Raw genomic sequence first — 25,296 nt, 5'->3', positions numbered from 1 at the left:
GCAGGTAAACGGGCACCGTCAACTGCCCGACGATGCGGTCTCACAGGTGGGAGTCGTAAGACGCTATAACCACTATCTAGCAATAGATGAGACTGCAAACCTCAGAATTTATTCTGGGGTAGTTGATGTCATCTCCTAGTTAGTTTTTAATAGAATTACAGGCCATTCTGCTTAGGCAGGGTGGCTTTTTTGCAAAAATAAAAGCAAGGACTAGCCTTGCTTATCGTTAGCCTTGCCCCAGAGGATATTGTTTTGCGTTTCCTTAAGGCAGTAGAGCTTTGGCGGCCGCCCGCTCTTGTGGTAATTCTTCTGCACGCCCAGTTCGGTAAAGAGGGAGCCATGGGTCTTGCGGAAGTTGGAGTTGTCGATCTCATCGACTGTGGTTTGAAAGAAGGGAGCGTAGACCTCGCGGGCTTCGCGGAGAGTGAATTCAGGGCCAAGAATCTGCAGGATGCTGGGCTGGTAGTCCAGCTTGTTGCGGATGCGCTGGATGGCCACGGCGATGATTTCGTCATGGTCAAAGGCCAGGTCGTGAGAATTTTCCGCTAATTCAAAGGTCAAGTCCTTGGCAGCGGAAAAAAGCTCATACTTGTGGCCGAAGTTTTCAAAGGCGAACCAGGCAACATCGCTGGCCCCGTAGCCTGGCCGCAGGTTAGGCATGGCGGGCAGGTAGGTCATGTAGGTTAGGGCCAGGGCCCGCTCGCCGGGCGTCCGGTGGGGAGAGGTAAAGGTGGCCAGCTGCTCGGTGGAAGATTCCGGCAGGTCCAGGCCAATTTTTTCTTTGATCAAGCGCACGGCAGCCTGGTCGGCACTTTCGTTTTCCCGAAGGAGGGTTTCCGGCAGGGCCCAGCGGTCCGCGAAAGGCTCATCCTTGCGCTTGACTAAAAGCAGCTGAACCCGGTGGGTTTCCTTGTTAAAGCTCCAGATCAGGTTGGTGATGGTGATCAAGGGGCGTTCGACTATCTTTTCTAATTCAGGCATCAAAACAGCTCCTTTCAAGTTTTCTACTACTAGTATATCATCATTGCGAAGGTGGATTGCTCGTGGAAGAGGGATGAAAAATCAGTCTGAATTTTGACATAATCCGTCTCTTTTTCATGTTTGAGTTAAAATTTGTTAGGATAAAAACGGTTGATTTTTCATGAAAGGAAAGAAAATTATGGATAATAACTTGCATAAAGTTGAAACACTGACAGATGAAGAATTGGAACAGATTGTTGGGGGAGGAATTGAAGGATTTTTACCGTATGTTTCATTGTACAAGGGGATTAGATGGGGCGATCATTTAAAAGATTTCCTTCCCATTATCCGGAAAATCCACAGATAAATGTTATTTTATATTAGTCTTGCGACAACGATACTATCTGCGGTCGTAAATGTCCTGTTTTTTTATTACTTAACAGGATATCCTAGCAAGATACAATTGATTGTATTTTTACTGATTTTGAGCATATTTGCCGATGTTAACGTTTGGGGTTCAATTTTTGCTAATATAGCAGAAGTTTCGTTATTCTTAATCGCTTACCGTAAGAAAAATTTAGCGACTGTGTTTAGTACAGCACTTATTTGTCTTTTTTGTGATCTTTTGTCTGACACAATACTAAATCTGTTTCCCCAAAGCATAATTGCCATGTTCCCATATATGGATTTAGTAATTTCTGTGGCGATATATTTAATGGCTTTTGCCTTATTTAAATCAAACGTTCAAAAAATAAGAACGTACTTACAAAAAATGAGCTGGCAAGAGCCATTTATGATTACTTTGATTTATGAATACATTTCGTTGGTTACGTTAAATACTGTAGTGATTGAGCATAAATGGTTTTATTCCCCTGCAATTACTCTGGGTTTGGTGATAGTTTTACAGGCTTTGTTTGCAATAGTAATGTTTCATAGTAATCAAAAGATACAAGAGAGCTTACTTAATAAGCAAAAGCAAAAAGAGCTGGAGGAATATGCCAACTATCTTGAACAAAGTGAAGATAATCTCCGGGCATTTAGGCACGATTACCGGAATCTGCTGAATTCGCTGAAAGTCAGTGCAGCTGAAGGGAATGTTCACGAGCTATTAGATAAATTGGAACGCTATTCTGCTGAAAATCTCGATTCCCAGGCTCTTCTTAAGTACAAAGACACAAACCATATTCAAGTTAAAACTCTTAAGAGCCTCATTATCACGAAGCTGAATGCTATATATCAAGCAGGCATTCCTTATGATTTTGAATGTCGACAGACAATTGCGTCAATACCAGGCAATGTTGATGAACTTGATTTAGTTAGAGTAATTGGGATTGCCTTTGACAATGCATTAGAGGAGAGTCAATCTCTTTCAGAAAGAAATGGTCATCCAGAGATACAGGCGATGCTTTACCAAGAAACAACAGATAGTCTAGAGTTTGAAATCCGAAACAAGGTCGTTCAGGGTAAAAGACAGCATACAAATCTAGCGACTAAAGGTTTTACAACGAAAACAGGACATCAAGGGCTGGGGTTGGCAAATTTGCAAGATATCGAGCAAAAGTATTCAGAATTAGATATCTCATACAATGTTTCGGATGGTTGGTTTGACCTTTACTTAACGATTGATCAAGAAGAGGATGAGTAAGTTGGAATATAAGGTTATTGTGTGTGATGACGATGCGTCTTTGGCTGAAAGCCTTGCTCAAAGGATAGTTTATGCCAGCGAGAATTTGTCAGATGACAACGAAAATTACCGGCAGAGCAAGGTGGAATTAGCATTGGTTGCCAACAGTTTTGAAGAGGTAGCTGGCTATTTGGTAGCTAACGAAGCGACTAATGTACTTTATTTTTTAGACATTGAATTGAACAAGGGGATTAAGACAGGCGTTGACTTGGCTGAGTTTGTTCGAAGTCGTGATCCCAACGCGCAGATAATCTTTGTGACAGCGTATGATAAATACGCCCCATTGACCTATCGTCGGCGAATTGGCGCAATTGATTACATCAACAAGGAACTGCCCTCAGCCGCCTTTATGCAGCGGCTAAAGGAAACTTTGCAAGCCGCCTTTGATAATCTGGACCTTTTAAGTCACGTAAACCATCAGTATTTTAGCTACAAGTGCGGCCGGTATTTACAAAGAGTCAGCGCTTCTGAAATTTACTATATCGAAAACAGCACGATGCAACACAAAGTTCATTTAGTAGCGGCAAATGGTGACAGCGAATTTAAGAACAACATTTCTAAGCTGGATGAAGAAAATGATTTTTTGCTAAAAGTTTCACAGTCATGCGTAATCAATCCGGATAATGTTGTTAGCGTAGATTTGGCTAAAAGATACGTAACTTTTCCAAACGGAGATATAGTTTACTTCTCGAGAGATAAGAAGAAGCAGATCGCAGCACTTGGAGAAAAGTTTCTTGAGGAAAAGAATAACTGATTTATGATGTACATGAAATATAATCGTATCTATGTTCCGCAAATTGATGAAAAAGATTGTGGAATTGCGTGTCTCGCTATGGTGTTAAAGAAATATGGAGCTGTAGTTTCTTTAGCTAAATTACGATATCTAGCAAAAACGACTTTGGAAGGAACATCAGCTTTAGGGATAGTCAGAGCCGCTGAACAGTTAGGATTACTGACACATGCGGTTAAGGCTGATGAAACTATGTTCGATACTGACGAATTACATTTTCCTTTTATCGTTCATATGGTGAAGAATAATTCCCTTTTACATTACTGCATTGTCTTGAAGAATTTACCGAATTATATTGTTATTGCTGATCCAGATCCTAAGGTTGGGATTCAGAGAATTTCAAAGGAGATATTTTTCAATGAGTGGACAGGCATAGCAATTTTTCTCTCAAAGTCTCGAAATTTTAAAGCAATTCATGAGAAGCGGACCAATATCTTTTCAACTTTCAAGCTTGTACTCAGACAAAAGCGGCTGGTATTATCGATTACACTAGCTGCTTTTCTATTGACCATAATAAATATTGGTAGTTCGTATTTTTTTCAAGGCCTAATAGATAGCTACATACCGCAACAAGACTATCATTTGATTCAATTGATAGCTGTAGGACTTTGCATAGCATACGCTGTTAACTCTGTTTTAGGCTATTTTCAAGATATTTTGGTGAATATATTAGGACAGCACCTTATTAAAAAGATTAGTTTGCAATATCTCAATCATGTGTTTGAATTACCTGTCAACTTTTTTGAAACTCGAAAGATCGGTGAGATAACCTCTAGATTTTCGGATGTTAACCATATAACAGATGCGCTAGCAAATGTTGCAGTATCTTTGTGCATAGATGTTGCGACTGTAATAACAATGGGGGTAACTTTAAGCATACAAAGCCCGTCTTTATACAAGATAGTTTTATTACTTACGCCGTTATTCGCAATCACAATTTTGGCGTTTACAGCGAAGTTTAGAACACTTGATAATGAACAGATGGAGAGTAATTCAAAGCTCAATTCAATGATTATTGAGGCGCTACGAGGGATAGTTACGATCAAGTCGGTGACAGGCGAGGGGAGGCAGTATAAGAGAATAGAAGCACAATTTCAAGATTATCTTAGTAAGTCTTTGGATTATGTTAAAGCAGAAGCCATTCAAAGTGCAATAAAGAGCTTCCTTCGCCTATTTTTAAGTATTGTAGTATTGGTTGTTGGGTCGAAAATGATTATTGACAAAGAAATGACGATAGGGCAATTGATAACATATAATTCACTTCTTTCATATTTCATAGACCCTTTACAAAACATAGTCAATTTGCAGCCTTCTTTGCAAGCCGCTGGAGTGTCTCAGAAACGTTTAAATGAGGTTATGGTTATTCCAAGTGAGTTTGCTCTTAGTGAGGAGAAATATGTCGATACAGCTGTGCTTCAAGGAGAATTCACTTTAAAAAATGTCGATTACCAGTATGATTTTAGCCACAAAATATTGGAAGACATCAGTTTGAAGATTAATACGGGCGAGAAGATAGCGCTAGTCGGCAGAAGCGGGTCAGGAAAATCTACTTTGGCCAAATTACTGGTTAACTTTATTTCACCTACTGAAGGAAAAATTCTACTAGGGAAAGCCGATCTTGCAAGAATCAGCAAGCGAACACTTCGTTCTTTTGTTAGATATATTCCACAAGATCCATATTTTTTTTCTGGCACTATAAAAGAGAATTTGCTTTTGGGCGTTAATCGGGATGTTTCAGAACAAGAGATTAGGGATGCTTGTAAGAAAGCCGAAATTTTGGGTGATGTAGAAAAATTACCAGCAAAATTTGATGAAGGTGCAACGATTCTCTCGGGAGGACAAAAGCAAAGACTTTCTATAGCACGGGCGCTACTTTCACGTGCTGAGGTTCTTATTTTAGATGAGGTAACAAGTGGATTGGATCCTATCACTGAAGAAAAAGTTGTAGAGAATCTCATAAAAGGTGATCAAACAATAATCTTTATCGCACATCAGATGAAAATAGCTCAAAAAGTTGACAAAATTTTTGTGTTAGATCACGGCAAAATTGTTGAAAGTGGATCTAGCAAAGAGCTATTTGACAAGAAAGGAAGTTACCATAGCCTTGTAAAGGCCTCTACGGAATTAGTCTGATAGTCAGCAAGATTGGTTCGGTAGCAACATTTACGTGATAAAACAGTTAATCTATGTACTGTAAGCTAATTGCTAGGAGGTAAAAAATATGGAAAAATTTGAAACGTTGACCGAAATGGATTTAAAAAATGTGATCGGCGGCAGCAAGAGCGGTGGCAAGTACCACTACTATGGAAATGGTGTTTCATGCAACAGATACCACTGCAGAACTGATTGGGGCAAGGCTTGGTATTGTATCGTAAATCGTATGGGTGCCGCATATGCAACTGGTGGTAAGGCAACTATTGGGCGTTGCTAATTAACGAAAGGAAAGGCATTAGCCTTTCCTTTTAAATTGAAAATGAGGATGATATTTTGAAATTAAGAAAATTATTTTTAGGCATTATCGCGGCACTTAGCACATTGATTTTTACATCAAGTCCTATCTACGCTGCGACTAATTATAGTGATTCTACTTCGGATGCTCCTTTGGCTGAACAAACTATCAGCGTTAACGAGTATCTATTGAACGTCAAACACTTCAAGAAGATTAATGCGAAGAAAGTAGATCATTTATTTACTAAGAAAGATGGAAAAGACAGATACTTATATATCGGCAGACCAACGTGCTATTATTGCAGACAATACTCACCAGTGTTGAAGGATTTCAGTAAGCTCATAAAGCATAAGCTGTATTATCTTGATGTAAGTGCTAGTTCAAAGAACGACTCTTATGCTTTTGATGTGTTGCAGATTCCCGGAACGCCAACAGTTATGCGTATTAATGATGGTGACGTTGCTAATGCTTGGGTTGGTGGCGGAAAGAGTGCTAGTGAATTATATAGCTTTTTAAAAAATAATCAATAATTTTCCCTTTCCACCAATTACAAACAGTGCTAGAATGTAAGCAAAAAATATTGTTTGATTTTTCATTTTATAGGTGGCTGTACGATGTTTTTTAACAAGAAAGAAATCGAAGCAGAAGAAGCATTTAAGAAGCAATTGGAAACTGTCGCAAATGACCCGGCAGTCAAGGCAAACGCGGCTTTGAGCAAGCTGATTGAAGCAGCTGTTAAGAAGGCTGAAAAGTCAGAATCAATTCGCTCAATTGCGTCTAACCTGGATACCCAATTGCGGTCCAACTTTGCTGAAAACGAACTGCCAAAGGCCGTTATCAGCCTGCAACTGGACTTGGCCCGCTACTCTGCGGTTGGCGCTAGTGGCGTAGTTCTGAAATAATCTACTGAAAACTTAATCATATTAAATGAAAAAGCGCTACGCTTTGCTTATGATTGGTGCTACAATTGTCGCAAATAAAGCAGATTAGGTATGATGTTTGATTTTAAGGAGGAGTTGCTATGTACCAAGCTTCACGCCTTCCATTTTGGGAACGTGTTTTCCTTGTTGTCGGCAACAGTGTGATTTTCTGGCTGTGGCACCACCTCTTAATCGTGGCACTAGGCCTTTTAACCTTGCTTGGCTTGGTGATCTATCTGGTTGTCAGTGGCATCCGGCAAAAAAACGTCGCTAAAGCTGTCTGGCCAGTCGTTATTTTCTGTTCTTGCCTGGGCCTGGTCTACTTTGCCATGAGCTGTGCGATTATGGATTAAAATAGAAAAAGCAAAGTGCTGCTTGAGCTGGATATTCCGGCTTTGGCGGCACTTTTTTCATCCCTCCACGTAAAAAGCATGAAACATTGTAAGGCAAAAGTAACCAAAAATATTCATACAAAGGCCAAAAAGGGCCCGATTTCTTTGGTATAATAAACTAATTACAAATGTTTCACGGAGGAGTGAGTGGAATAAGATGAATACGCCACGATCACGCGAAGGTAACCTTGTCCGTTATCTCGTCTATTTTGTAGTTTTTGTTTTCACGGCCCTGGCCGACAACCTGGCGATCAAAAGCCCGTCCATCAGCATCTGGAACGTGATCCTGTTCCTAGTTCTGGCGGCCATGTGCCTGCTTTTTTACATTTACCGCTACAACCGTGAACAGCGCTTCTTCGATTCACGCTTCAACATCCCCTGGCTGAGCAGCTTCAACTTTACCTTGCTCTTAAGCTTCGTGGTTGCCGCCGGCCGGATTGGAATTTCCTACCTGCAGCTCTACAAGAGCTTCCCGGCCTCAGGCCTGCAACTGACCTATGCCTCTCATTCCACCAGCTCCTTATACTGGTTCATGATGCTGGCCAATGGGGTGGTCTTGCCAATCCTGGAAGAGTACCTCTGCACCGGCTTCTTGTTCAACTACTGGTTCAGAACTGAGAAAAGGGGCGTGGCCTACGCCGGCATAATCTGCTCGGGCATCTTTTACGCTATCCTGACCTTCCAGTTCGCTCCGGCAATCTTTGCCTTCAACTTTGCCTTTGGCATGCTTTTCGCCTGGAGCTACCTCAGCACCCAGACCATCTGGCTGCCTCTTTACCTGGCAGCCTTAAACGGGGTCTTGACGGTTGTGACCATCGCCGTTTAACTGAAGAGAGTAAAAAATAAGCGGGGCCGTTTGGCCTCGCTTATTTCTTTGTTAATTTATGGTATAAAAAAAGCGGATAGAGTGAATCGAACCCTCATCTCCAGCTTGGGAAGCTAGCGTTCTACCATTAAACTATACCCGCAAGATGTTTTAAGTATAGCATGTAAAAAAACTTTCGCCAAGTCTTTTTGGCAACTTTTTTCAAAAAGATTCTTCCAGCCCGGCGGGAGTGGTTTAATCTATTTGTTATTTTTGCTAAAATGATAATAATAACGCTCGATAGAAACAATTTAACAAAGAATTTAGCAAAGGAAAGCGAAAAATGACGAAAGAAATTATTTTGACTGGCGACCGCCCAACCGGCAAGCTGCACATTGGCCACTACATCGGCTCCTTGAAGAACCGGGTCATGCTCCAAAACACCGGCAAGTATGATTCCTACATTATGATTGCCGACACCCAGGCCTTGACTGACAACGCCCGTAACCCGGAAAAGATCCGCAACTCCCTGATCGAAGTTGCCCTGGACTACCTGGCTGTTGGCCTGGACCCGGAAAAGTCCACCATCTTTGTCCAGTCCCAAATCCCGGCTCTGTTTGAATTGACTACTGATTATATGGACCTGGTAACCCTGTCCCGGCTGGAAAGAAATCCTACTGTTAAGACGGAAATCAAGCAAAAGGGCTTCGGCGACTCCCTGCCAGTCGGCTTCTTGACCTACCCGGTTGCCCAAGCCGCTGACATTACTGCCTTCAAGGCTACTTTAGTCCCAGTCGGCGATGACCAGGAACCAATGCTGGAACAAACCCGGGAAATCGTCCGCAGCTTTAACCGGACCTACAATGTCGACGTCCTGGTTGAACCAAAGGGCTACTTCCCGCCTAAGGGCCAGGGCCGCCTGCCAGGTCTGGACGGCAACGCCAAGATGTCCAAGTCCCTGGGCAACTGCATCTACCTGTCTGATGACGCGGAAACGGTTAAGAAGAAGGTTATGTCCATGTACACCGACCCTAACCACATCCACGTGGAAGACCCAGGCCAGGTTGAAGGCAACACCGTCTTCACTTACCTGGATGTCTTTGACCCGGACAAGGATACTGTTGCCCAACTTAAGGAAGACTACCAAAAGGGCGGGTTAGGTGACGTCAAGATCAAGCGCTATTTAAACAAGGTCCTGGAAGCTGAACTGGCCCCAATCAGAGAACGCCGGCAAAAGTACGCTGAAAACCTGGATGCCGTTTACGACATGCTCTACCAAGGGTCACAAAAGGCCAACCAGGTGGCTGACCAGACCCTGCAGGAAGTCCGTGACGCGATCGGCTTCAACTACTTCAAGAACCGAGGCTAATATGACGCGCAAGCGAATTCCCTGGAAACAGTACTTTATGATGCAGGCCCTGGTGATTGCCCAGCGGTCAACCTGTGACCGGGCCCTGGTCGGCAGCGTCCTGGTCAAGGACAAGCGGATCCTCAGCACCGGCTACAACGGGTCAGTTTCCGGCCAGGACCACTGCGATGACGTGGGCCACCAGCTGGTCGACGGACACTGCGTGCGGACGATTCACTCTGAAATGAACAGTCTGATTTCCTGCGCGAAAAACGGGGTCTCAACCGACAACACGGAAATCTACGTGACCCACTTCCCGTGCTACAACTGCACCAAACACCTGCTGCAGGCCGGGGTGACCAAGATCAACTATTACTATGATTATCACGACAGTCCTTTGGCCATTCAGCTGCTGCGTGATAGTGGAGTACCTTATGAACAAATTAAGCTTGACCGCCAATTCGTCGAAGAACTGGCACACAAACTTGAAGACGGCAGCGACTAGGCTGGCCTGGCTCCTGGCCTTAGTCTGCCTTTTTCCCCTGGTGACCGGGGCCAGCAGCTTTTTCGTCCAGGACAATGCCGGCATCATCAATTCCGATACCCGGAAAATGGTTGACCAAAAGAATGCCAAGTACCAGAAGTCTGACCAGCACCCGATCGTGATCGTCGAGACCCTGCAAAATGCCAAAAAAACCCAGCCGTTCGGCCTGAGTAAGGCAAGCGGGACCCTCTATATCGTGATCAACGTGCAAAAGGACGGGACTAAGAAGGCCTATCTTTACAGCAGCAGCGACCTGCACAGCCAGTTTACCGCCCAGGTTAGGGCCAACATCCTCAGCCACACGGCTTCTAAAATCACGGCTGATGACCCAATCGCCTTCAATGAAGGGGTGCAGGAGCTCTTCAAGATCTCCGTGACCTTGATCGACCAAAGCCTCGGCTTTAAAAAGGACTCCCTTGACCTGTCCAGCGAGGAAGTGAACCGGGTGATCAAGCCGGCCGACCTCAGAATTCCGATCATGCTGGCCTTGCTGGTCTTGATCGCGGCCGTGATCATCTTCCTGCGCTATGCTGTAAAGCGGCAGGCTAGAAAATAAGTCTTTTTCACAAAAAAAGCAAAATAAAAACGCTGACTTTACATAAAGGTGGTTTACAAGCCTGCTTTAAGCGTGTATAGTCATCTATGTAAAGTTGAAAAGAGAGCAAATGAACTGTTAGGTGAGACTCCTACGTGAACACACGCTATCGCCCAGAAACATCCAGAGATGCCAACGGGTTAAATAGAAATTGTCGAAATAAGGCACTTTCCAGGTAGCTAGCATGTGCTTACGTCACGTAGTGTTAAAGCTGAGCGATTAGTCAATAGCGTGGCCTTATTTGGCAAGGTCCCCCTTACGGTTTGTAAGGGGGATTTTTTTGTTCGTTTGCGAAGTTGTCATAGAGGGGAGAACTATTATGCTCAACAAGACAATGAACAAAGCTGCCAGCGATGACGCAAAGCGGGTTGCAAGAATTGCCCTGGAAAAGCGGAGCGTGACTTTGGCCCAATTGCATACCAACAGCAACGGCCTCAGCACTGAAGAAGCAGCCGATGTCCGGGAAAAGACCGGGACCAACGAGATCGCGAGCAACAACCAAGCAAGCAAGCTCCACTTCCTGGCCGAAGCTTTCCTGACCCCGTTTACCCTGGTCCTGCTCATTTTGGCGACGATGTCCTTGTTCACTAACTACATCTTCGTCCCGCAAAGTGAAAAAGACCTCAGCACCGTCATCATCATGTTGGTCATGGTCCTGGTTTCCGGGATTACTTCTTTTGTCCAGAACGTTCGTACTTCTAATACCGTCCAGTCCCTTTTGAAGATGGTCTCTGTCACGACCAACGTGCGCCGGGACGGCAAGGACCAGGAAATCCCGACCAAGGACGTGGTGGTCGGCGACATCATCAACGTCTCAGCCGGGGACATGGTTCCAGCTGACATGAAGCTTTTGTCCAGCACTGACCTGTTCTGCTCAGCCAGTTCCTTGAACGGGGAATCAACGCCGGCGGAAAAGAATGCCAACTTTGTCCCAACCCCGGACAAGATGGAAAACTACCTGGACTACCCAAACATCCTTTTTGAAGGCACGACTATCGTCTCCGGCTCCGGCCGCGGGGTGGTCTTCGCCACTGGCGGGCATACCATGTTCGGCAAGATGGCGGCCCAGATCGCTGACACCGAAATGAAGGAGACGACTTTTGACACCGGGATCAAGAACATCTCTAAGCTGCTCTTGACTATGACGGCTATCATCGCGCCTCTGGTTCTCGTGGTCAACGGCTTGACCAAGGGCAACTGGACTGACGCTTTGATTTTCGCCATCGCTACGGCGGTGGGCCTGACGCCGGAAATGCTGCCAGTCATCGTGACCACCAACCTGGTCCGGGGCAGCGTGGAAATGAGCAAGCACCAGACCATCGTCAAGAAGATGAACTCCATCCAGAACTTCGGCTCAGCCGACATCCTCTGCACCGACAAGACCGGGACCTTGACCCAGGGCCAGGTCATCCTGGAAAAGCACTACAACCTGGAAATGCGGGAAACCGACCGGGTTTTGAAGATGGCCTATCTGAACTCTTACTATCAGACCGGGATGAAGGACCTGATCGACCAGGCAGTCATTGACGTGGCTGATGACGACCTGGACACCAGCGAAATCCAGCGGGACTACCACAAGATCGACGAAATTCCTTTTGACTTCCAGCGCCGGCGGATGAGCGTGGTGGTTGCTAATTCTGACCAAAAGCACGGCGAGCACCTCCTAGTTACCAAGGGGGCGGCCGAAGAAATGCTGGCGGTCTCCAGCCAGGTGGAAATCGGCGGCCAGACCCTGCCTTTGACTGAAGAAAGAAAAAAGCAGATTTTTAAAGATATCGACGACTTGAACAGTGACGGGATGCGGGTTATCGTCTTGGCCTACAAGGTTGACCCGTTTCCGGTCGGCGAATTCACGGTTGATGATGAAAGCGACTTGATCGTAATCGGCTTCTTGACCTTCCTGGATCCGCCGAAGGAAAGCGCCAAAAATGCCCTGGCCAGCCTCAACCGGGACGGCATTACCGTTAAGATTTTAACCGGGGACAATGAAGCCGTTACCCGGGCCGTGGCCTTGAAGGTCGGCCTAAACATCGACACGGTTTACGGGCAAAAGGACCTGATCGGCAAGAGCGATGAGGAACTGGCCAAGATTGTTGAAGAATGCGACATCTTCGTCAAGCTGTCACCGGAATGGAAGACCAAGATTATCGATGCCCTGCAGAAAAACGGCCACACGGTCGGCTACATGGGTGACGGGATTAACGATGCCCCGGCCATGGAGCAGGCGGACGTCTCTATCTCAGTTGACTCAGCTGTCGACGTGGCCAAGGAATCAGCGGACATCATCCTTTTGCAAAAGGACTTGAGCGTCCTGGAACACGCGGTCCGGATCGGCCGCAAGACCTTGACCAACACCATGAAGTACATCAAGATCACCCTGTCTTCCAACTTCGGGAACATCTTGTCCATCATGGTCGCCTCAGTCTTCCTGCCATTCTTGCCAATGCTGCCGCTGCAGCTTTTGATTTTGGACCTGCTCTACGGGACCAGCTGCCTGGCTTTGCCCTTTGACAGCGTGTCTGAAGACTATCTGCACGTGCCGCGGGAATGGTCAACTAAGAACATGCCGAAGTTCATGTTCTACTTTGGGCCGACGTCATCAATTTTTGACGTCATCAGCTTTGCCGTCCTCTTCTTTGTAATCTGCCCGGCCCTGACTGGTGGCAGTTACGCTTCCTTAGGACCGGCAGGGCAGCTGGCCTTCATGACTATCTTCCACACCGGCTGGTTCGTGGAATCCCTCTGGACCCAGGAAATGGTCATCCATGCCTTGCGCGACGAACGCCTGCCATTTATCAAGCAGCGGGCATCAAGCCCAGTCATGCTGGCTACTTTCGGGGCCGCTATCTTCGGGACCTTCCTGCCATTTTCAAAATTGGCCGGGGCCATGAAGTTCGGCCACTTGAACGAAGAATTCCTGTGGATCGTGGCTGGCCTCCTAGTCTGCTACCTGCTTTTGACGACAGTCGTCAAGCACTTCTACATGAGGAAGGAAAAATTCTTGATTTAACCGAAAAAAGAACGGTCTTTAGTAAAAAGGCCGTTCTTTTTTGCCCGAAAGACCGTTAAATCGCCGATCGGCTTTATAAGGTAAGGCTTTTTGTTGTATGATAGAGAGTATAGAATTTTTGAGGAGATCAAGCACTATGGCAGATAACAAGAAAACTTTTTACATTACCACGCCAATCTACTATCCGTCTGGCCGTTTGACCATCGGCAACGCCTACACGACGGTGGCAGCGGACACCATGACCCGCTACAAGAAGGCCCGCGGCTATGACACCTTCTTCTTGACCGGGACCGACGAACACGGCTTGAAGATCGAACAAAAGGCCGAAAAGCTGGGCATGAAGCCAAAGGCTTACCTGGACGGCATGGTCAAGGACATCAAGGAACTGTGGAAGAAGCTGGACATCAACTACGACAAGTTCATCCGGACCACTGATGAAGAACACGTCAAGGCTGTCCAGAAGATTTTTGAAAAGCTGAAGGCCTCAGGCGACATCTACCTGGGTGAATACACCGGCTGGTACTCAGTTGAAGACGAAGAATACTTCACTGAATCCCAGCTGAAGGAAGTCTTCAAAGACGACCAGGGCAACGTTGTCGGCGGGATCGCCCCATCTGGCCACGAAGTTCAATTGGTCAAGGAACCATCCTACTTCTTCAAGATGAGCAAGTACGCTGACCGGCTTCTCCAGTACTACAAGGACCACCCGGAATTCATCCAGCCAAACTCCCGGGAAAAGGAAATGGTGAACAACTTCATCAAGCCAGGCCTGGAAGACTTGTCAGTTACCCGGACCACGGTTGACTGGGGGATCCCGGTGCCAAGCGACCCGAAGCACGTCGTTTACGTTTGGATCGACGCCTTGGCCAACTATATCACTGCCTTGGGCTATGGGTCAGAAGATGACTCCCTCTTCAAGAAGTACTGGCCAGCTGACGTCCACCTGGTCGGCAAGGAAATCGTTCGTTTCCACACCATTTACTGGCCAATCATGCTGATGGCTTTGGACTTGCCGCTGCCTAGGCAGGTCTTCGGCCACGGCTGGGTCTTGATCTACAAGGACAAGATGTCCAAGTCCAAGGGCAATGCCGTTTACCCGGAATCCTTGATTTCCCGCTACGGCCTGGACCCGGTCCGCTACTACCTGATGCGGGCCATCCCATTTGGGGCTGACGGTTCCTTTACCCCGGAAGACTTCGTTGAACGGACCAACTTTGACCTGGCCAACGACCTGGGCAATCTTTTGAACCGGACTGTTTCCATGATCAACCAGTACCAAAAGGGCCTGGTTGCCCCAGTTGACCAGGAACAGGACAAGTACGGCCAAGACCTGGCTGCCGTTGCTGCCAAGGCCATCAGCGACTATTACGGCAACATGGACAAGATGCACTTCTCCAACGCCTTGGAAAACGTCTGGCAGCTGATTTCCCGGGCCAACAAGTACATCGATGAAACTACCCCATGGGTTTTGAACAAGGAAGCCAAGACTGAAGAACTTTCCAGAGTCATGAGCAACCTGGCCGAAAGCCTGCGCCTGGTAGCCATCATGATCGCTCCGGTCATGACCGAAACTCCAGGCAAGATGTTTGCCCAGCTGGGCCTGGACTGGGAAGACGAAAGCCAGAAGGATTTGAACTTTGGCGGTTTTGCCTGGGACGTGAACGTCGTTGCCAAGCCAACTCCAATCTTCCCACGCTTGAAGAATGACGAAGAAGTGGCCTACATCAAGGAAGAAATGAAGAAGGCCAAGCCAAAGAAGCAGTCAAGAAGAGAACAAAAGCAGGAAGAAAAGCAGATCACGATCGACGACTTTGCCAAGGTCAAGATCCAGGTCGGCAAGATCCTGTCCGTTGAACCGGTCAAGGGATCAAGCAAGCTCTTGATGTTCAAGCTGGACTTCGGCAAGACCGGCGAGCGGCAGATCTTGAGCGGGATCCGCAAGTTCTACCCAGATGAAAGCATCCTTTTGGGCAAGAAGGTTCTGGCTGTAACCAACTTGAAGCCGCGCAAGATGCTGGGCCACGAAAGTCAGGGCATGCTTTTGTCCAGCGAAGCTGATGGCGATGTCAAGCTGGCCCTGGTCGGCGACGAACACCCGGTAGGGGCTGAACTGGGCTAATGAAGATCTACGACAACCATACCCACTTAAACGACAAGCCTTTTGCCGGCAAAGAAGCCGATTATATCCAAAAAGCCAGGGACTTGGACGTGGTTGGGATGAACTGCGTGGGCCAGGACCCGGAAATGAATCTGGGCGCCCTGGAATTAGCTAAGCGCTTTGCCAATGTCAAGGCCATCATCGGCTACTGCCCGGACGTGGCTAAAGACTATGACCAGGCAGCTGAAGACCTGCTGGTTGAGCAAGTTAAAGGCGGCCAGGTAGTCGCTATTGGGGAAATCGGCCTGGATTATTACTGGGATGAGTCTCCCCGGGATGTGCAAAGGGAAGTTTTTGCCCGGCAGATTGAAGTCGCCCACGATTTGAAATTGCCGGTAAACATCCACACCAGGGATGCCTTCGCGGATTGCTGGCAGATCTTGAAAGAAGCTAATTTGGAATACGGAGCGGTTTTACACAGCTACAACGGGGGCCCGGAATGGACGGAAAAGTTCCTGGACTTGAACGTGAACTTTTCTTTCTCCGGGGTTGTTTCCTTCAAGAAGGCTGCTGAAGTTCATGAGTCAGCCAAAATGGTTCCTTTGGACCGGCTTTTGGTGGAAACTGACGCGCCATTTTTGACCCCGGTGCCTTACCGGGGCCGGCAAAATGAGCCTGGCTATGTCCGCTACGTTGCCCAGGCGGTCGCGGACTTGAAAGGGCTGGACCTAGCCGAAGTCGCGGAAGCAACTTATGCTAATACAATGAGGATTTACGGATTAAATGCAGAAGAATTTTAACGCCGTCGTTGTCGTGGAAGGCAAGGACGATACGATTCGCTTAAAGCAGTTTTTTCCAGGAATTGAGACGGTCGAGACGAATGGCTCGGCCGTTTCTGATGCGGTCCTGGCCAAGCTGAAGAAGCTGGCCCAAAGCCGCGAGATTATCGTTTTTACCGATCCTGACGTCAATGGCGAGCGGATTCGCCGGATAGTGACTGAAGCCGTGCCAACGGCCAAGCAGGCCTTTATTACCCGCAAAGAAGGCGAACCGCAAAAAAAGGGGAGCCTGGGGGTAGAGCACGCTTCAAAGGAAGCTTTAGAGCGGGCCTTGAGCGACTTACGCGAGGTCCAAGCCCAAAAGGCTGACTTTGACTACGGGGACTATGTCGACTTGGGCCTGGCCATGGGCCGCCAGTCCCGGCAATTACGAGAGGCAGTCGGGATCAAGCTGGGGATCGGCTATGCCAATTCCAAGCGTTTTTACCAGCGCCTGCAGACTTTTGGCATCAGTTTGGCTGAACTCAAGCAGGCAGTAGAGGAGGCGGAAAATGACTAACAGAATTCCAATCGCTAGTCCGGTAAGGACGGCGGCCATCGTCAACCGTTACTTTGTGCACGCCAAGAAGAACCTGGGCCAGAACTTCCTGGTCGACCTGGATGCCGTCCAGGGGATCGTCCGGGCAGCCGGGATTGAACCGGGCGACCAGGTAGTCGAAGTCGGCCCGGGGATCGGTTCTTTGACTGAGCAGCTGCTTTTAGCCGGAGGCAAGGTGGCGGCTTATGAAGTCGACCAGAGCCTGCCGGAAATCCTGGCCAACGAACTGCCGGAAAAGGTGGACGGCCAAGACCTGGACCAGCGCTTCAAGCTGATCATGAAGGACGTTTTGAAGGCGGACTTTGCAACTGACCTGGCGGGCTTTTTTGACTTAAGCAAGCCCGTCAAGGTTGTGGCCAACCTGCCTTACTACATCACCACGCCGATTATTTTCAACCTGCTGGAGTCCAGCCTGAACTTTACCAGCCTGACCTTGATGATGCAAAAGGAAGTGGCTGAGCGTCTGGCTGCCCAGCCGGGCTCGAAGGCCTATGGCCCCTTGTCCATTGCCGTGCAGACTCAAATGAGCGTGGACCTAGCCTTGGAAGTTGGGCACGCTTCCTTCATGCCCCAGCCAAAGGTTGACTCAGCCGTAGTGGTTTTAACGCCGCTGGAAAAGCCAGCTGACGTTGGCGACCGCAAGCAGTTCAACCGGGTGGTTAAGCTCTGCTTTGCCCAGCGGCGCAAGACCCTGGCCAACAACTTGAAGACCTTGCTTCCAGATAAGGAAGACCGGGAAAAGCTGCTGGCCGACCTGGATCTGGACCCGCGCCAGCGGCCTGAGCAACTGGCCATCAGCGATTTCATCAGAATCAGCCTGGCTATAGCGGAAATAAATAAGTAATTCAATCTTGATTTGAATAGGAAATTATGTTACAATACACTGATAAAGGAGTGTCATAATTGCCAATCAATATTCAAGACATTAAGCAGAAGTTAGATGCCCACCTAGGCGAAGAGCTGACAATCGTTGCCCAAGCGGGTCGCAAGAAGGTAACCAGACGCCGCGGTATTTTGAAGAACACGTTTCCTGCCGTGTTTGTAGTGGCTCTGGACCAGGACAGTAATAATTTTGAACACGCATCATACAGCTACACTGATGTTTTGACCAAGAACGTCCTGCTGGAATTTGATGATGAAAGCGATGCAGAGTAAAAATACGAATTTTTGCACTAACATTTCTTGAAAATGTTAGTGATTTTTTTTGCCCTTTAGAGTATATTAGTATAAGTACAAAAACAGACGTTAGGAAGGAAAGAGAATGAAACGTTCTGAAAGATTAGTAGATATGACCAAGTTTTTGATGGAGCGCCCGCATACTTTGATTGCCCTGCCTTTTTTTGCCAAGCGCTACGGGGCAGCGAAGTCATCGATCTCTGAAGACTTGGCCATTCTGAAGCACACCCTGGCCAGCAACGAGGATGGGATCCTGGAGACCGTTGCCGGGGCAGCCGGCGGGGTCCGCTATATCCCGTTCTTAGGCCAGAAGCCGGCTGAGAAGTACCTCAAGGACCTGGCAGGCCGCATCCAGGACTCCAGCCGGATTCTGCCGGGTGGCTTTGTCTACCTGTCAGACATTTTGGGCGGGTCATATGACCTGGAGATGATCGGCAAGCTGATCGCCACCCGCTATGCTTACGCCAATATCGAAGCCGTCATGACGGTGGAAACCAAGGGGATTTCTTTGGCCAATGCCGTGGCCAGCTACTTGAACGTCCCAGCGGTAACCGCCCGCAAGCGGTCCAAGGTGACGGAAGGGGCTACTGTGTCCGTTAACTACATGTCCTCTTCAACTTCCCGGGTAGCCAAGATGGAGTTGCCAACCCGGGCCTTGGACAAGGATACGAACGTTTTGATTGTGGACGACTTCATGAAGGGCGGCGGCACTCTGGATGGGATGCGGCAACTGGTCAAGGAATTTGACTGCCAGGTGGCCGGCGTCTGTGTTCTTTGCGAAACTGAATATGAAGAGGAACGCAAGATCAAGGACTACGTTTCCCTGGTCAACATTGACCAGATCGATAGCGAAAAGGAAATCATCCTGGCTCAGCCGGGCAACTTTTTGACTAGAACTAACTTCGACCGTTTCTAAATGTTACAATATAAGCTAGCCATGAAGGCTAGCTTATATTGATTTAGAAGGTTACTACAGATGGAAAAATATGTCGTAGTTTTGGCTGCCGGCAAAGGCACCAGAATGAAATCCAAGCTTTACAAGGTTTTGCACCAAGTTTGCGGCAAGGCCATGGTTGAGCATGTCGTTGATGCTACCAGAGCGGTCAAGCCAAGCAAGATCGTGACCATCGTTGGCCACGGGGCAGAAGACGTGGAGAAAGTCTTGGCGGGCAAGTCTGAATTTGCCATGCAGGAAAAGCAGCTGGGCACCGGCCACGCGGTTATGCAGGCGGAAGGCCAGCTGGCTGCTTTGGAAGGGGCAACGCTGGTCGTAACCGGGGATACCCCGCTTTTTACCAGTGAAACTTTTGAAAAGCTCTTCGCCTACCATGAAGAAGAAAGTAACGCGGCTACGGTTTTGACAGCTGAAGCTCCGGATCCTTTTGGCTACGGGCGGATCATCAGAGATGACCAAGGAAATGTTTTGCGGATCGTGGAACAAAAGGACGGCAAACCGGAAGAACTGAAGGTCAAGGAAATCAACACCGGGGTCTTCTGCTTTGACAACCAAGAATTATGGTCTGCTTTAAAGCAAGTCGGCAACGACAACTCCCAAGGTGAGTACTACTTGACTGATGTTTTGGAAATTTTGCGCAAGGCCGGCAAGAAGGTCGGGGCTTACAAGATGCCGGACTTCAGCGAAAGCCTGGGGGTAAACGACCGGGTCGCCCTGGCTGAAGCTACCCGGATCATGCAAAGAAGAATCAATGAAGGGCACATGCGGGATGGGGTTACCTTTATCGACCCAGCCACGGCTTACATTGACGCTGACGTGGAAATCGGCAATGACACGGTGATTGAAGGCGGCGTAACGATCAAGGGCCACACCGTGATCGGGTCAGACTGCTTGATCACTTCCGGGTCAAGAATCGTTGACAGCCAAATCGGCAATGGCGTGACGGTAACTTCTTCCACGATTGAAGAATCAATCATGGAAGACAACACGGACATCGGGCCAAACTCCCACTTGCGGCCGAAGGCCTTGATTAAGCGGGGAGCCCACCTGGGCAACTTCGTGGAAGTCAAGAAGGCGGAAATTGGTGAAAACACCAAGGTCGGGCACCTGACCTACGTTGGGGATGCTACTTTGGGCAAGGACATCAATGTCGGCTGCGGGGTCATCTTCTCCAACTTTGACGGGGTCAAGAAGTTCCACACGACGGTTGGCGACAAGTCCTTCATCGGGGCCGGGTCAACTCTGGTTTCCCCAATTAATGTGGCCGACCACGCCTTTATCGCGGCTGACTCAACCATTACCAAGGACGTTGGCAAGTATGAAATGGCCATCGCCCGGGGCCGGCAGGTCAACAAGGAAGACTACTGGCACAAGCTGCCTTTGTCTGAAGACGAAGAATGGAAATAATGATGAAAAGGAGCTCCGGCTCCTTTTTTTAATAAGCAAAACGCATCCGCTTACAGTAGATTTAAGAAAAAGTTGCCTTTCTTTTGAGAACTTTAATAAGCAATTTTTAAACAGAGGGTGTATAATCTAGGCAATGTACAAAAAGAAGCAAGAAAGGTTTGCATATCGATGAAGTTTACTAAGAAAATTGCTTTTGCATCAGCATCATTGGCTTTGACCCTGGCTACTCCAGCAGCACTGATTACTCAAAACGCGGCTTTTGCCAAGACCACCACAGTTAAGCAAGCAACCAAGGTTAAGGTAACTAAGAAGACCGCTCCTTTTTACCACAAGGACGGTTCTAAGTTCACCAAGAAGAAGCCTTACGTTTACGGCAGCTGGAAGAGCACTGTAGCTTACAAGAACACCAGCTACAAGGTCGTTAAGACTGTAACCATCAAGGGTGCTAAGTACTACTACATCGGCAACGACGCTTACCTGAAGGCCAGCGACGTCAAGGTAACCGCGACTAAGACGGTTAAGTCCAGCTCAAGCTCAAAGAAGGCAAGCACTAGCTCCAAGAAGACTAGCTCCAAGAAGACTAGTTCCAAGAAGACTAGTTCAACTTCAAGCTCAAGCAAGTCCAGCTCAACTTCAAGCAGCTCTTCTTCTAAGAAGACCAGCTCCAAGAAGACTGTAACTCAAATTCAAGTAACTAAGAAGACCACTCCTTTCTACCACAAGGACGGTTCAAAGTTCACCAAGAAGAGCCCATACGTTTACCAAGGCTGGAAGAGTACTGTAGCTTACAAGGGTACTAAGTACAAGGTTTCCAAGACTATCACCATCAAGAACAAGAAGTACTACTACATCGGCAACAGTGCCTACCTTAAGGCCAGCGCCGTTAAGGTAATCGCATCTAAGTAATCCAGAAGAAGCTTTGACGATTGTCAGAGCTTTTTTCTTTACCCGAAAACAGACAATTTTTCTATCCGCTTGAAAAATAAAAGGCTTTCTTGCTTTTTGACCAGGTTAAAACAGGAGTAAGAGGAATTTTTTGCTTAAAAACTGAACACAAATCCCTTTTTTCCAACAAAAGAATGCCGGATTTTGTTAGAATAGAACTGGTAAATGCTGTTTTTTTCGGAGGGAATTATGTCTTACAAGGACAACATCAAGCTTTTTGCGCTTAACTCAAACAAACCGTTGGCAGAAAAGATTGCTAAGCGGATGGGGTTAAAGCTTTCAACCTCAAGTGTCGTTCGCTTTAGCGACGGTGAAATTCAAGTCAACATCGACGATTCTGTCCGTGGCAAGGACGTCTTCTTGATCCAATCCACCAGCGCGCCGGTCAACGACAATCTTATGGAACTTTTGATCATGATCGACGCTGTCCGCCGGGCCAGTGCCGCTTCCGTAAACATCGTCCTGCCTTACTACGGCTACGCTCGTCAAGACCGGAAGACCCGGGCCAGAGAACCAATCACTGCTAAACTGGTCGCAGACATGATTCAAGCTGCCGGGGCTGACCGCGTCCTCTCACTGGACCTGCACGCTCCGCAAATCCAAGGTTTCTTCGACATCCCTGTCGACAACCTGATGGGCGCTCCTTTGTTGGCTGACTACTTCCTGAGCAACCACCTGGAAGAAGACGCTGTTGTCGTTTCTCCAGACCACGGTGGCGTTACCCGGGCAAGAAAATTAGCTGAATTCCTGGGCACTTCAATCGCCATCGTTGACAAGCGCCGGCCAAAGGCCAACGTTGCCGAAGTCATGAACATCATCGGTGACGTTAAGGGCAAGCGGGCCATCTTGATCGACGACATGATCGACACTGCCGGTACCATCACTCTGGCTGCCCAGGCCTTGAAGGACGCCGGTGCTACCGAAGTTTACGCCTGCGCGACCCACGCCGTTTTGTCCGGCCCAGCCGTAGACCGCTTGAACAATTCCGTAATCAAGGGCCTGGTCTTGACCGACTCAATCCAACAACCAGCCGAAAAGAACCTCGACAAGATGATTCTCGTTTCCGTTGGGCCTTTGATGGGTGACGCTATCAAGCTGATCATGGAACACAAGCCAATGAGTCCGCTCTTTGACACTCGTTACGACGCTAACAAGTACAAGGACAAGTAAGGACCTGTATGCAAAAACAACCGCTGCAAAATCTGCAACGGTTGTTTTCTTTTGGAAAGTCTTCTTCTGCTGTTACTTTTTCGTAAGCAATTCCCCGTTTTTCAGGTATTGCTGAAAATCTGCCTGCTTGAGCATGGCGACCGGGAAGAAGAAGCGTTCATCGCCCTGCAGGGTCCCGTTTAAGGCCTTGACCAGGGGGCTGAGCTGGGACAGCTCGATCAAGCTGCCGTCTTCCTGTATGATCTCAATCTGGCTGTTGGCGTTCTTTCCGCTTGGCTTATAAGCGTCATATGGTTCGTCAAAAGCTGACCCTACTCTGGTATAGTAGTCCGGGTCAAAGCCAGCGTCCTTGATCAAGTCCTTTAATTGCGGTAAAAGCTGCTTGCTTTCTTCGTTGATCTTCACGCTGGCTAAAGGCCGCCGGAAGAGGTAGCGCTTGGTTAAGTCTGCTAAAACCGGGTCGCTGGACTCAGTCCACATGCTGAAGTTGGTCTCCATGACCCCGTCATCCATCTTCAAGTAGTCCTTTAAGTCCCAGGTCCTGGCTAAAAATCTGGCTAAACTTGGCGTAACCGGCAGTTCTTTTTCCTGGTAAAGGTACTGGGCCCGCTTCAACAGGTGGTGAAGGATGACCTCCATGGACCGGTTGACCCGGTGATAGTAGATCTGCTGATACATCTGATAGCGGGAGACGATATAGTCTTCAACGGCGTGCATCCCGTTAGCCGTAAAGCAAACCCCTTTTTCATAAGGGTGGATGACCCGCAAGATCCGGGACAAGTCGAATTCCCCATAAGAAGCCCCCGTGAAGTAGGCATCCCGCAAAAGGTAGTCCATCCGGTCGGCGTCCGCCTGGCTGGAGATGAGCTTGACCACCTGGGGATTAGGGTAGGTCTTGGCGATCACACTGGCCACTGCCTTTGGGAAGTCTGGGTCGACCTTGCTCAAAGCCTGGTTGACCTCAGTGGAAGGATCCAGAATGATCTGCTGGCCGATCTGCTCATGGTTGGTGCCGAAAAGGTGCTCAAAGGTGTGCGAGTATGGGCCATGGCCGATGTCATGTAAAAGGCCGGCCATCTGCACAAGCAGGTTTTCGCTGGGATCCCAGAGTCCGTCACCGGTACTTTGACTAGGGTATTTGTCAGTAAAAAGGTTGCTGATCCGGCGGGCCAGTTCATAGACGCCCAGGTTGTGCTCAAAGCGGGTGTGGGTGGCGCCGGGGAAGACGAAGGCCGTCGGGCCCAGCTGCTTGATCCGCCGCATCCGCTGGAATTCTTTCGAGCGGACGACTTCCAGGGCCACTTGGGTGTCCAGGTGGATATAGCCGTGAACCGGGTCACGGACGACGACTTCGCGGGCCAGTTTAGGACTGTCAAATTTTGTCAAAAGTAAATCCTCCATTCTTATTGTTTTATATTTTTGCCAAAACATAGTAAGATATGCTTGACTAGCTATAGAAATTATAGCAAAAGTTGCCAGAGGCCGCTGCTTGCGGCTGTTAAAGGAGAAGAATTTTTTATAAAGATGAGCAAGATTAAGATCGATTTGACGAGCAAGATTACCCAGGGCGAGCAAACGGAAACCATCCGCCAGCAGGCAGAAGGCGAATTGCGGGAAGACGGCGCGGTTAAAAGAATTTTTTACGAGGCAGAAAAGGTGCCGGTCAAGATGCTCGTAAAAGAGCAGGAGCTCTTAATCCGGCGGGGGACTGACCACAGCAACTTCTCCCAAATGCATTTCATTTTAGGCGAGAAGGGACAGTGCAAGTACGTGGTTGAGGGCCGGCAGCTGGATCTCTTGTCGGAAACCAAGCGCCTGGAATTGAAAGAAAATGCCGCTGGTCAGCAACTTGAAGTTGAATATGACCTCTTTAGTGGTGTAGACTTAATTGGTAGTTATGCCGTCTCGTTGATTTTTGCTTAAATGACGTGTAAAATAGACAAGATTGAATAGAGAGGACGTTCAACTGTGGGATTAGCTGATTTTAAAGACGTGGATCGCAACGAATTGTCAATGATTGAAGTTGCACACGCAATTTTGGAAGACCGTGGCGAAAGAATGGCTTTTGCCGATATCGTTAACGAAGTGCAAAAGTACTTGAACAAGAGCGACGAAGAAATTCGCCAGCGCCTGCCGCAATTTTACACGGACATGAACACCGATGGCCGCTTCATTTCCATGGGTGAAAATGTCTGGGCCCTGCGGACCTGGTTCAAGTTCGAAGCTGTCGATGAAGAAGTCGACCACCCAGAAGACGACGGCGACGAAGCATCAACTCGCAAGCACCACAAGAAGGTCAACGCCTTCATGGCCACGACTGAAGGCGACGACGTGATCGACTACGAGAATGACGACCCAGAAGACGAAGACTTGTCCGACGACAGTGACGCTGACGAAGATGATGATGACGACAACTCCGGCGACGATTACGACTACGATGACGATTACGACGACAATGAAGACGACGAAGATGACGACTCATTGCCAGACGGGATCGAAGGCCAGTTGTCACAAATGGATGACGACGACCTTGATGACGATGAAGACGAAGAATAGGATTTTGTCCTTGACTTGCGGCTGAAAAGTCGTTATTATTTTGCTTGGGCACCCTATGTGCGTTTAGCTCCCTAATTGCTAGGGAGCTTTTTTATTATTTTTCAAAGGAGAGCTC

General features: G+C 48.0%; 26 protein-coding genes, 1 tRNA gene and 1 riboswitch. Of the genes, 24 read left to right on the top strand and 3 right to left on the bottom strand.

The features are described 5' to 3' along the window. Positions 1-210: 210 nt before the first annotated feature. Positions 211-981 carry an NUDIX domain-containing protein gene (locus tag Q0J41_RS01240; RefSeq protein WP_296225140.1) on the bottom strand — a complete coding sequence of 257 codons (771 nt, stop codon included), beginning with the start codon at positions 979-981 and terminating at the stop codon, positions 211-213. 178 nt (positions 982-1,159) lie between these two features. On the opposite strand from Q0J41_RS01240, the gene Q0J41_RS01235 reads away from it, so the two are divergent. The 9 genes from Q0J41_RS01235 to Q0J41_RS01195 all read left to right on the top strand — a co-directional run bounded on the left by Q0J41_RS01235 (position 1,160) and on the right by Q0J41_RS01195 (position 8,021). Next, positions 1,160-1,327: a ComC/BlpC family leader-containing pheromone/bacteriocin gene (locus Q0J41_RS01235; RefSeq protein ID WP_236149806.1), complete on the top strand. Its 168-nt coding sequence runs from the start codon at positions 1,160-1,162 to the stop codon at positions 1,325-1,327. Next, entirely contained in the window at positions 1,328-2,605 is a 1,278-nt protein-coding gene (locus Q0J41_RS01230; RefSeq protein WP_296225139.1) for a GHKL domain-containing protein, read from the top strand. It abuts the gene before it with no gap. After that, positions 2,598-3,398: a LytTR family DNA-binding domain-containing protein gene (locus tag Q0J41_RS01225; protein ID WP_296225138.1), complete on the top strand. Its 801-nt coding sequence runs from the start codon at positions 2,598-2,600 to the stop codon at positions 3,396-3,398. Before Q0J41_RS01230 ends, Q0J41_RS01225 begins: the two co-directional genes overlap by 8 nt. Positions 3,399-3,404: 6 nt before the next feature. After that, positions 3,405-5,567 carry a peptide cleavage/export ABC transporter gene (locus tag Q0J41_RS01220; RefSeq protein WP_296225137.1) on the top strand — a complete coding sequence of 721 codons (2,163 nt, stop codon included), beginning with the start codon at positions 3,405-3,407 and terminating at the stop codon, positions 5,565-5,567. A gap of 88 nt (positions 5,568-5,655) precedes the next feature. Beyond that, positions 5,656-5,865 carry a leucocin A/sakacin P family class II bacteriocin gene (locus Q0J41_RS01215; protein ID WP_296225136.1) on the top strand — a complete coding sequence of 70 codons (210 nt, stop codon included), beginning with the start codon at positions 5,656-5,658 and terminating at the stop codon, positions 5,863-5,865. 56 nt (positions 5,866-5,921) lie between these two features. Then, entirely contained in the window at positions 5,922-6,413 is a 492-nt protein-coding gene (locus Q0J41_RS01210; RefSeq protein ID WP_296225135.1) for a hypothetical protein, read from the top strand. Between the two features lie 84 nt (positions 6,414-6,497). After that, complete coding sequence (locus tag Q0J41_RS01205) at positions 6,498-6,785, top strand: bacteriocin immunity protein (protein WP_296225134.1); 288 nt, start codon at positions 6,498-6,500, stop codon at positions 6,783-6,785. Between the two features lie 119 nt (positions 6,786-6,904). Continuing rightward, a complete protein-coding gene (locus tag Q0J41_RS01200; protein ID WP_003614028.1) occupies positions 6,905-7,156 on the top strand; it encodes a hypothetical protein in 252 nt (83 codons plus the stop codon). 196 nt (positions 7,157-7,352) lie between these two features. After that, entirely contained in the window at positions 7,353-8,021 is a 669-nt protein-coding gene (locus Q0J41_RS01195; RefSeq protein ID WP_296225125.1) for a type II CAAX endopeptidase family protein, read from the top strand. 71 nt (positions 8,022-8,092) lie between these two features. Here Q0J41_RS01195 and Q0J41_RS01190 read toward each other — a convergent pair. Then, positions 8,093-8,163 (bottom strand) — tRNA-Gly (locus Q0J41_RS01190). 180 nt (positions 8,164-8,343) lie between these two features. Here Q0J41_RS01190 and trpS point away from each other — a divergent pair. The 13 genes from trpS (at position 8,344) to Q0J41_RS01125 (ending at position 22,625) form a co-directional block, all read left to right on the top strand. Then, the gene (gene trpS, locus Q0J41_RS01185; RefSeq protein WP_296225122.1) at positions 8,344-9,369 is read left to right on the top strand and encodes a tryptophan--tRNA ligase; all 1,026 of its coding nucleotides are present in this window, start codon (positions 8,344-8,346) and stop codon (positions 9,367-9,369) included. Between the two features lies 1 nt (position 9,370). Then, positions 9,371-9,853: a deaminase gene (locus tag Q0J41_RS01180; RefSeq protein WP_003616872.1), complete on the top strand. Its 483-nt coding sequence runs from the start codon at positions 9,371-9,373 to the stop codon at positions 9,851-9,853. Then, on the top strand, positions 9,834-10,448 hold the full coding sequence (locus tag Q0J41_RS01175) for a methanol dehydrogenase (RefSeq protein WP_296225141.1): 615 nt from the start codon (positions 9,834-9,836) through the stop codon (positions 10,446-10,448). Before Q0J41_RS01180 ends, Q0J41_RS01175 begins: the two co-directional genes overlap by 20 nt. 106 nt (positions 10,449-10,554) lie before the next feature. After that, positions 10,555-10,718: riboswitch (M-box (ykoK) riboswitch) on the top strand. Between the two features lie 88 nt (positions 10,719-10,806). Continuing rightward, positions 10,807-13,497 (top strand): magnesium-translocating P-type ATPase, encoded by a 2,691-nt coding sequence (gene mgtA, locus Q0J41_RS01170; protein ID WP_296225118.1) that lies wholly within the window; start codon positions 10,807-10,809, stop codon positions 13,495-13,497. A gap of 136 nt (positions 13,498-13,633) precedes the next feature. Continuing rightward, positions 13,634-15,616 (top strand): methionine--tRNA ligase, encoded by a 1,983-nt coding sequence (gene metG, locus Q0J41_RS01165; protein ID WP_296225116.1) that lies wholly within the window; start codon positions 13,634-13,636, stop codon positions 15,614-15,616. Beyond that, positions 15,616-16,395, top strand: a complete 780-nt coding sequence (locus tag Q0J41_RS01160; RefSeq protein WP_296225113.1) for a TatD family hydrolase — start codon at positions 15,616-15,618, stop codon at positions 16,393-16,395. The genes metG and Q0J41_RS01160 overlap by 1 nt, the downstream gene beginning before the upstream one ends. Next, complete coding sequence (gene rnmV, locus Q0J41_RS01155) at positions 16,379-16,933, top strand: ribonuclease M5 (protein WP_296225111.1); 555 nt, start codon at positions 16,379-16,381, stop codon at positions 16,931-16,933. Before Q0J41_RS01160 ends, rnmV begins: the two co-directional genes overlap by 17 nt. Then, a complete protein-coding gene (gene rsmA / locus Q0J41_RS01150; RefSeq protein ID WP_296225109.1) occupies positions 16,926-17,816 on the top strand; it encodes a 16S rRNA (adenine(1518)-N(6)/adenine(1519)-N(6))-dimethyltransferase RsmA in 891 nt (296 codons plus the stop codon). Before rnmV ends, rsmA begins: the two co-directional genes overlap by 8 nt. 59 nt (positions 17,817-17,875) lie before the next feature. Next, positions 17,876-18,127: a Veg family protein gene (locus tag Q0J41_RS01145; protein WP_296225108.1), complete on the top strand. Its 252-nt coding sequence runs from the start codon at positions 17,876-17,878 to the stop codon at positions 18,125-18,127. A gap of 106 nt (positions 18,128-18,233) precedes the next feature. Beyond that, positions 18,234-19,064: a pur operon repressor gene (gene purR, locus Q0J41_RS01140; protein ID WP_296225106.1), complete on the top strand. Its 831-nt coding sequence runs from the start codon at positions 18,234-18,236 to the stop codon at positions 19,062-19,064. 60 nt (positions 19,065-19,124) lie between these two features. Beyond that, entirely contained in the window at positions 19,125-20,510 is a 1,386-nt protein-coding gene (glmU, locus tag Q0J41_RS01135; RefSeq protein ID WP_296225104.1) for a bifunctional UDP-N-acetylglucosamine diphosphorylase/glucosamine-1-phosphate N-acetyltransferase GlmU, read from the top strand. A 168-nt stretch (positions 20,511-20,678) separates the two neighbouring features. Continuing rightward, the gene (locus Q0J41_RS01130) at positions 20,679-21,416 is read left to right on the top strand and encodes a hypothetical protein (RefSeq protein WP_296225102.1); all 738 of its coding nucleotides are present in this window, start codon (positions 20,679-20,681) and stop codon (positions 21,414-21,416) included. A gap of 228 nt (positions 21,417-21,644) precedes the next feature. Next, on the top strand, positions 21,645-22,625 hold the full coding sequence (locus tag Q0J41_RS01125) for a ribose-phosphate diphosphokinase (RefSeq protein ID WP_296225100.1): 981 nt from the start codon (positions 21,645-21,647) through the stop codon (positions 22,623-22,625). Positions 22,626-22,697: 72 nt separating this feature from the next. On the opposite strand, the gene Q0J41_RS01120 is transcribed toward Q0J41_RS01125, so the two are convergent. Continuing rightward, positions 22,698-24,011 carry an HD domain-containing protein gene (locus Q0J41_RS01120; protein WP_296225098.1) on the bottom strand — a complete coding sequence of 438 codons (1,314 nt, stop codon included), beginning with the start codon at positions 24,009-24,011 and terminating at the stop codon, positions 22,698-22,700. Positions 24,012-24,149: 138 nt separating this feature from the next. Here Q0J41_RS01120 and Q0J41_RS01115 point away from each other — a divergent pair, with 138 nt between their 5' ends. Continuing rightward, positions 24,150-24,548: a DUF1934 domain-containing protein gene (locus Q0J41_RS01115; protein ID WP_002878700.1), complete on the top strand. Its 399-nt coding sequence runs from the start codon at positions 24,150-24,152 to the stop codon at positions 24,546-24,548. Between the two features lie 45 nt (positions 24,549-24,593). After that, positions 24,594-25,181 (top strand): DNA-directed RNA polymerase subunit delta, encoded by a 588-nt coding sequence (rpoE, locus tag Q0J41_RS01110; protein ID WP_296225092.1) that lies wholly within the window; start codon positions 24,594-24,596, stop codon positions 25,179-25,181. The last annotated feature ends 115 nt before the right edge of the window (positions 25,182-25,296 follow it).

The organism is uncultured Lactobacillus sp. (genome assembly GCF_944327175.1).
In the GTDB taxonomy this organism is placed as follows: domain Bacteria; phylum Bacillota; class Bacilli; order Lactobacillales; family Lactobacillaceae; genus Lactobacillus.
Note: the sequence above shows the minus strand (reverse complement) of the source record. Positions and strands in the feature narration are given on the sequence as shown.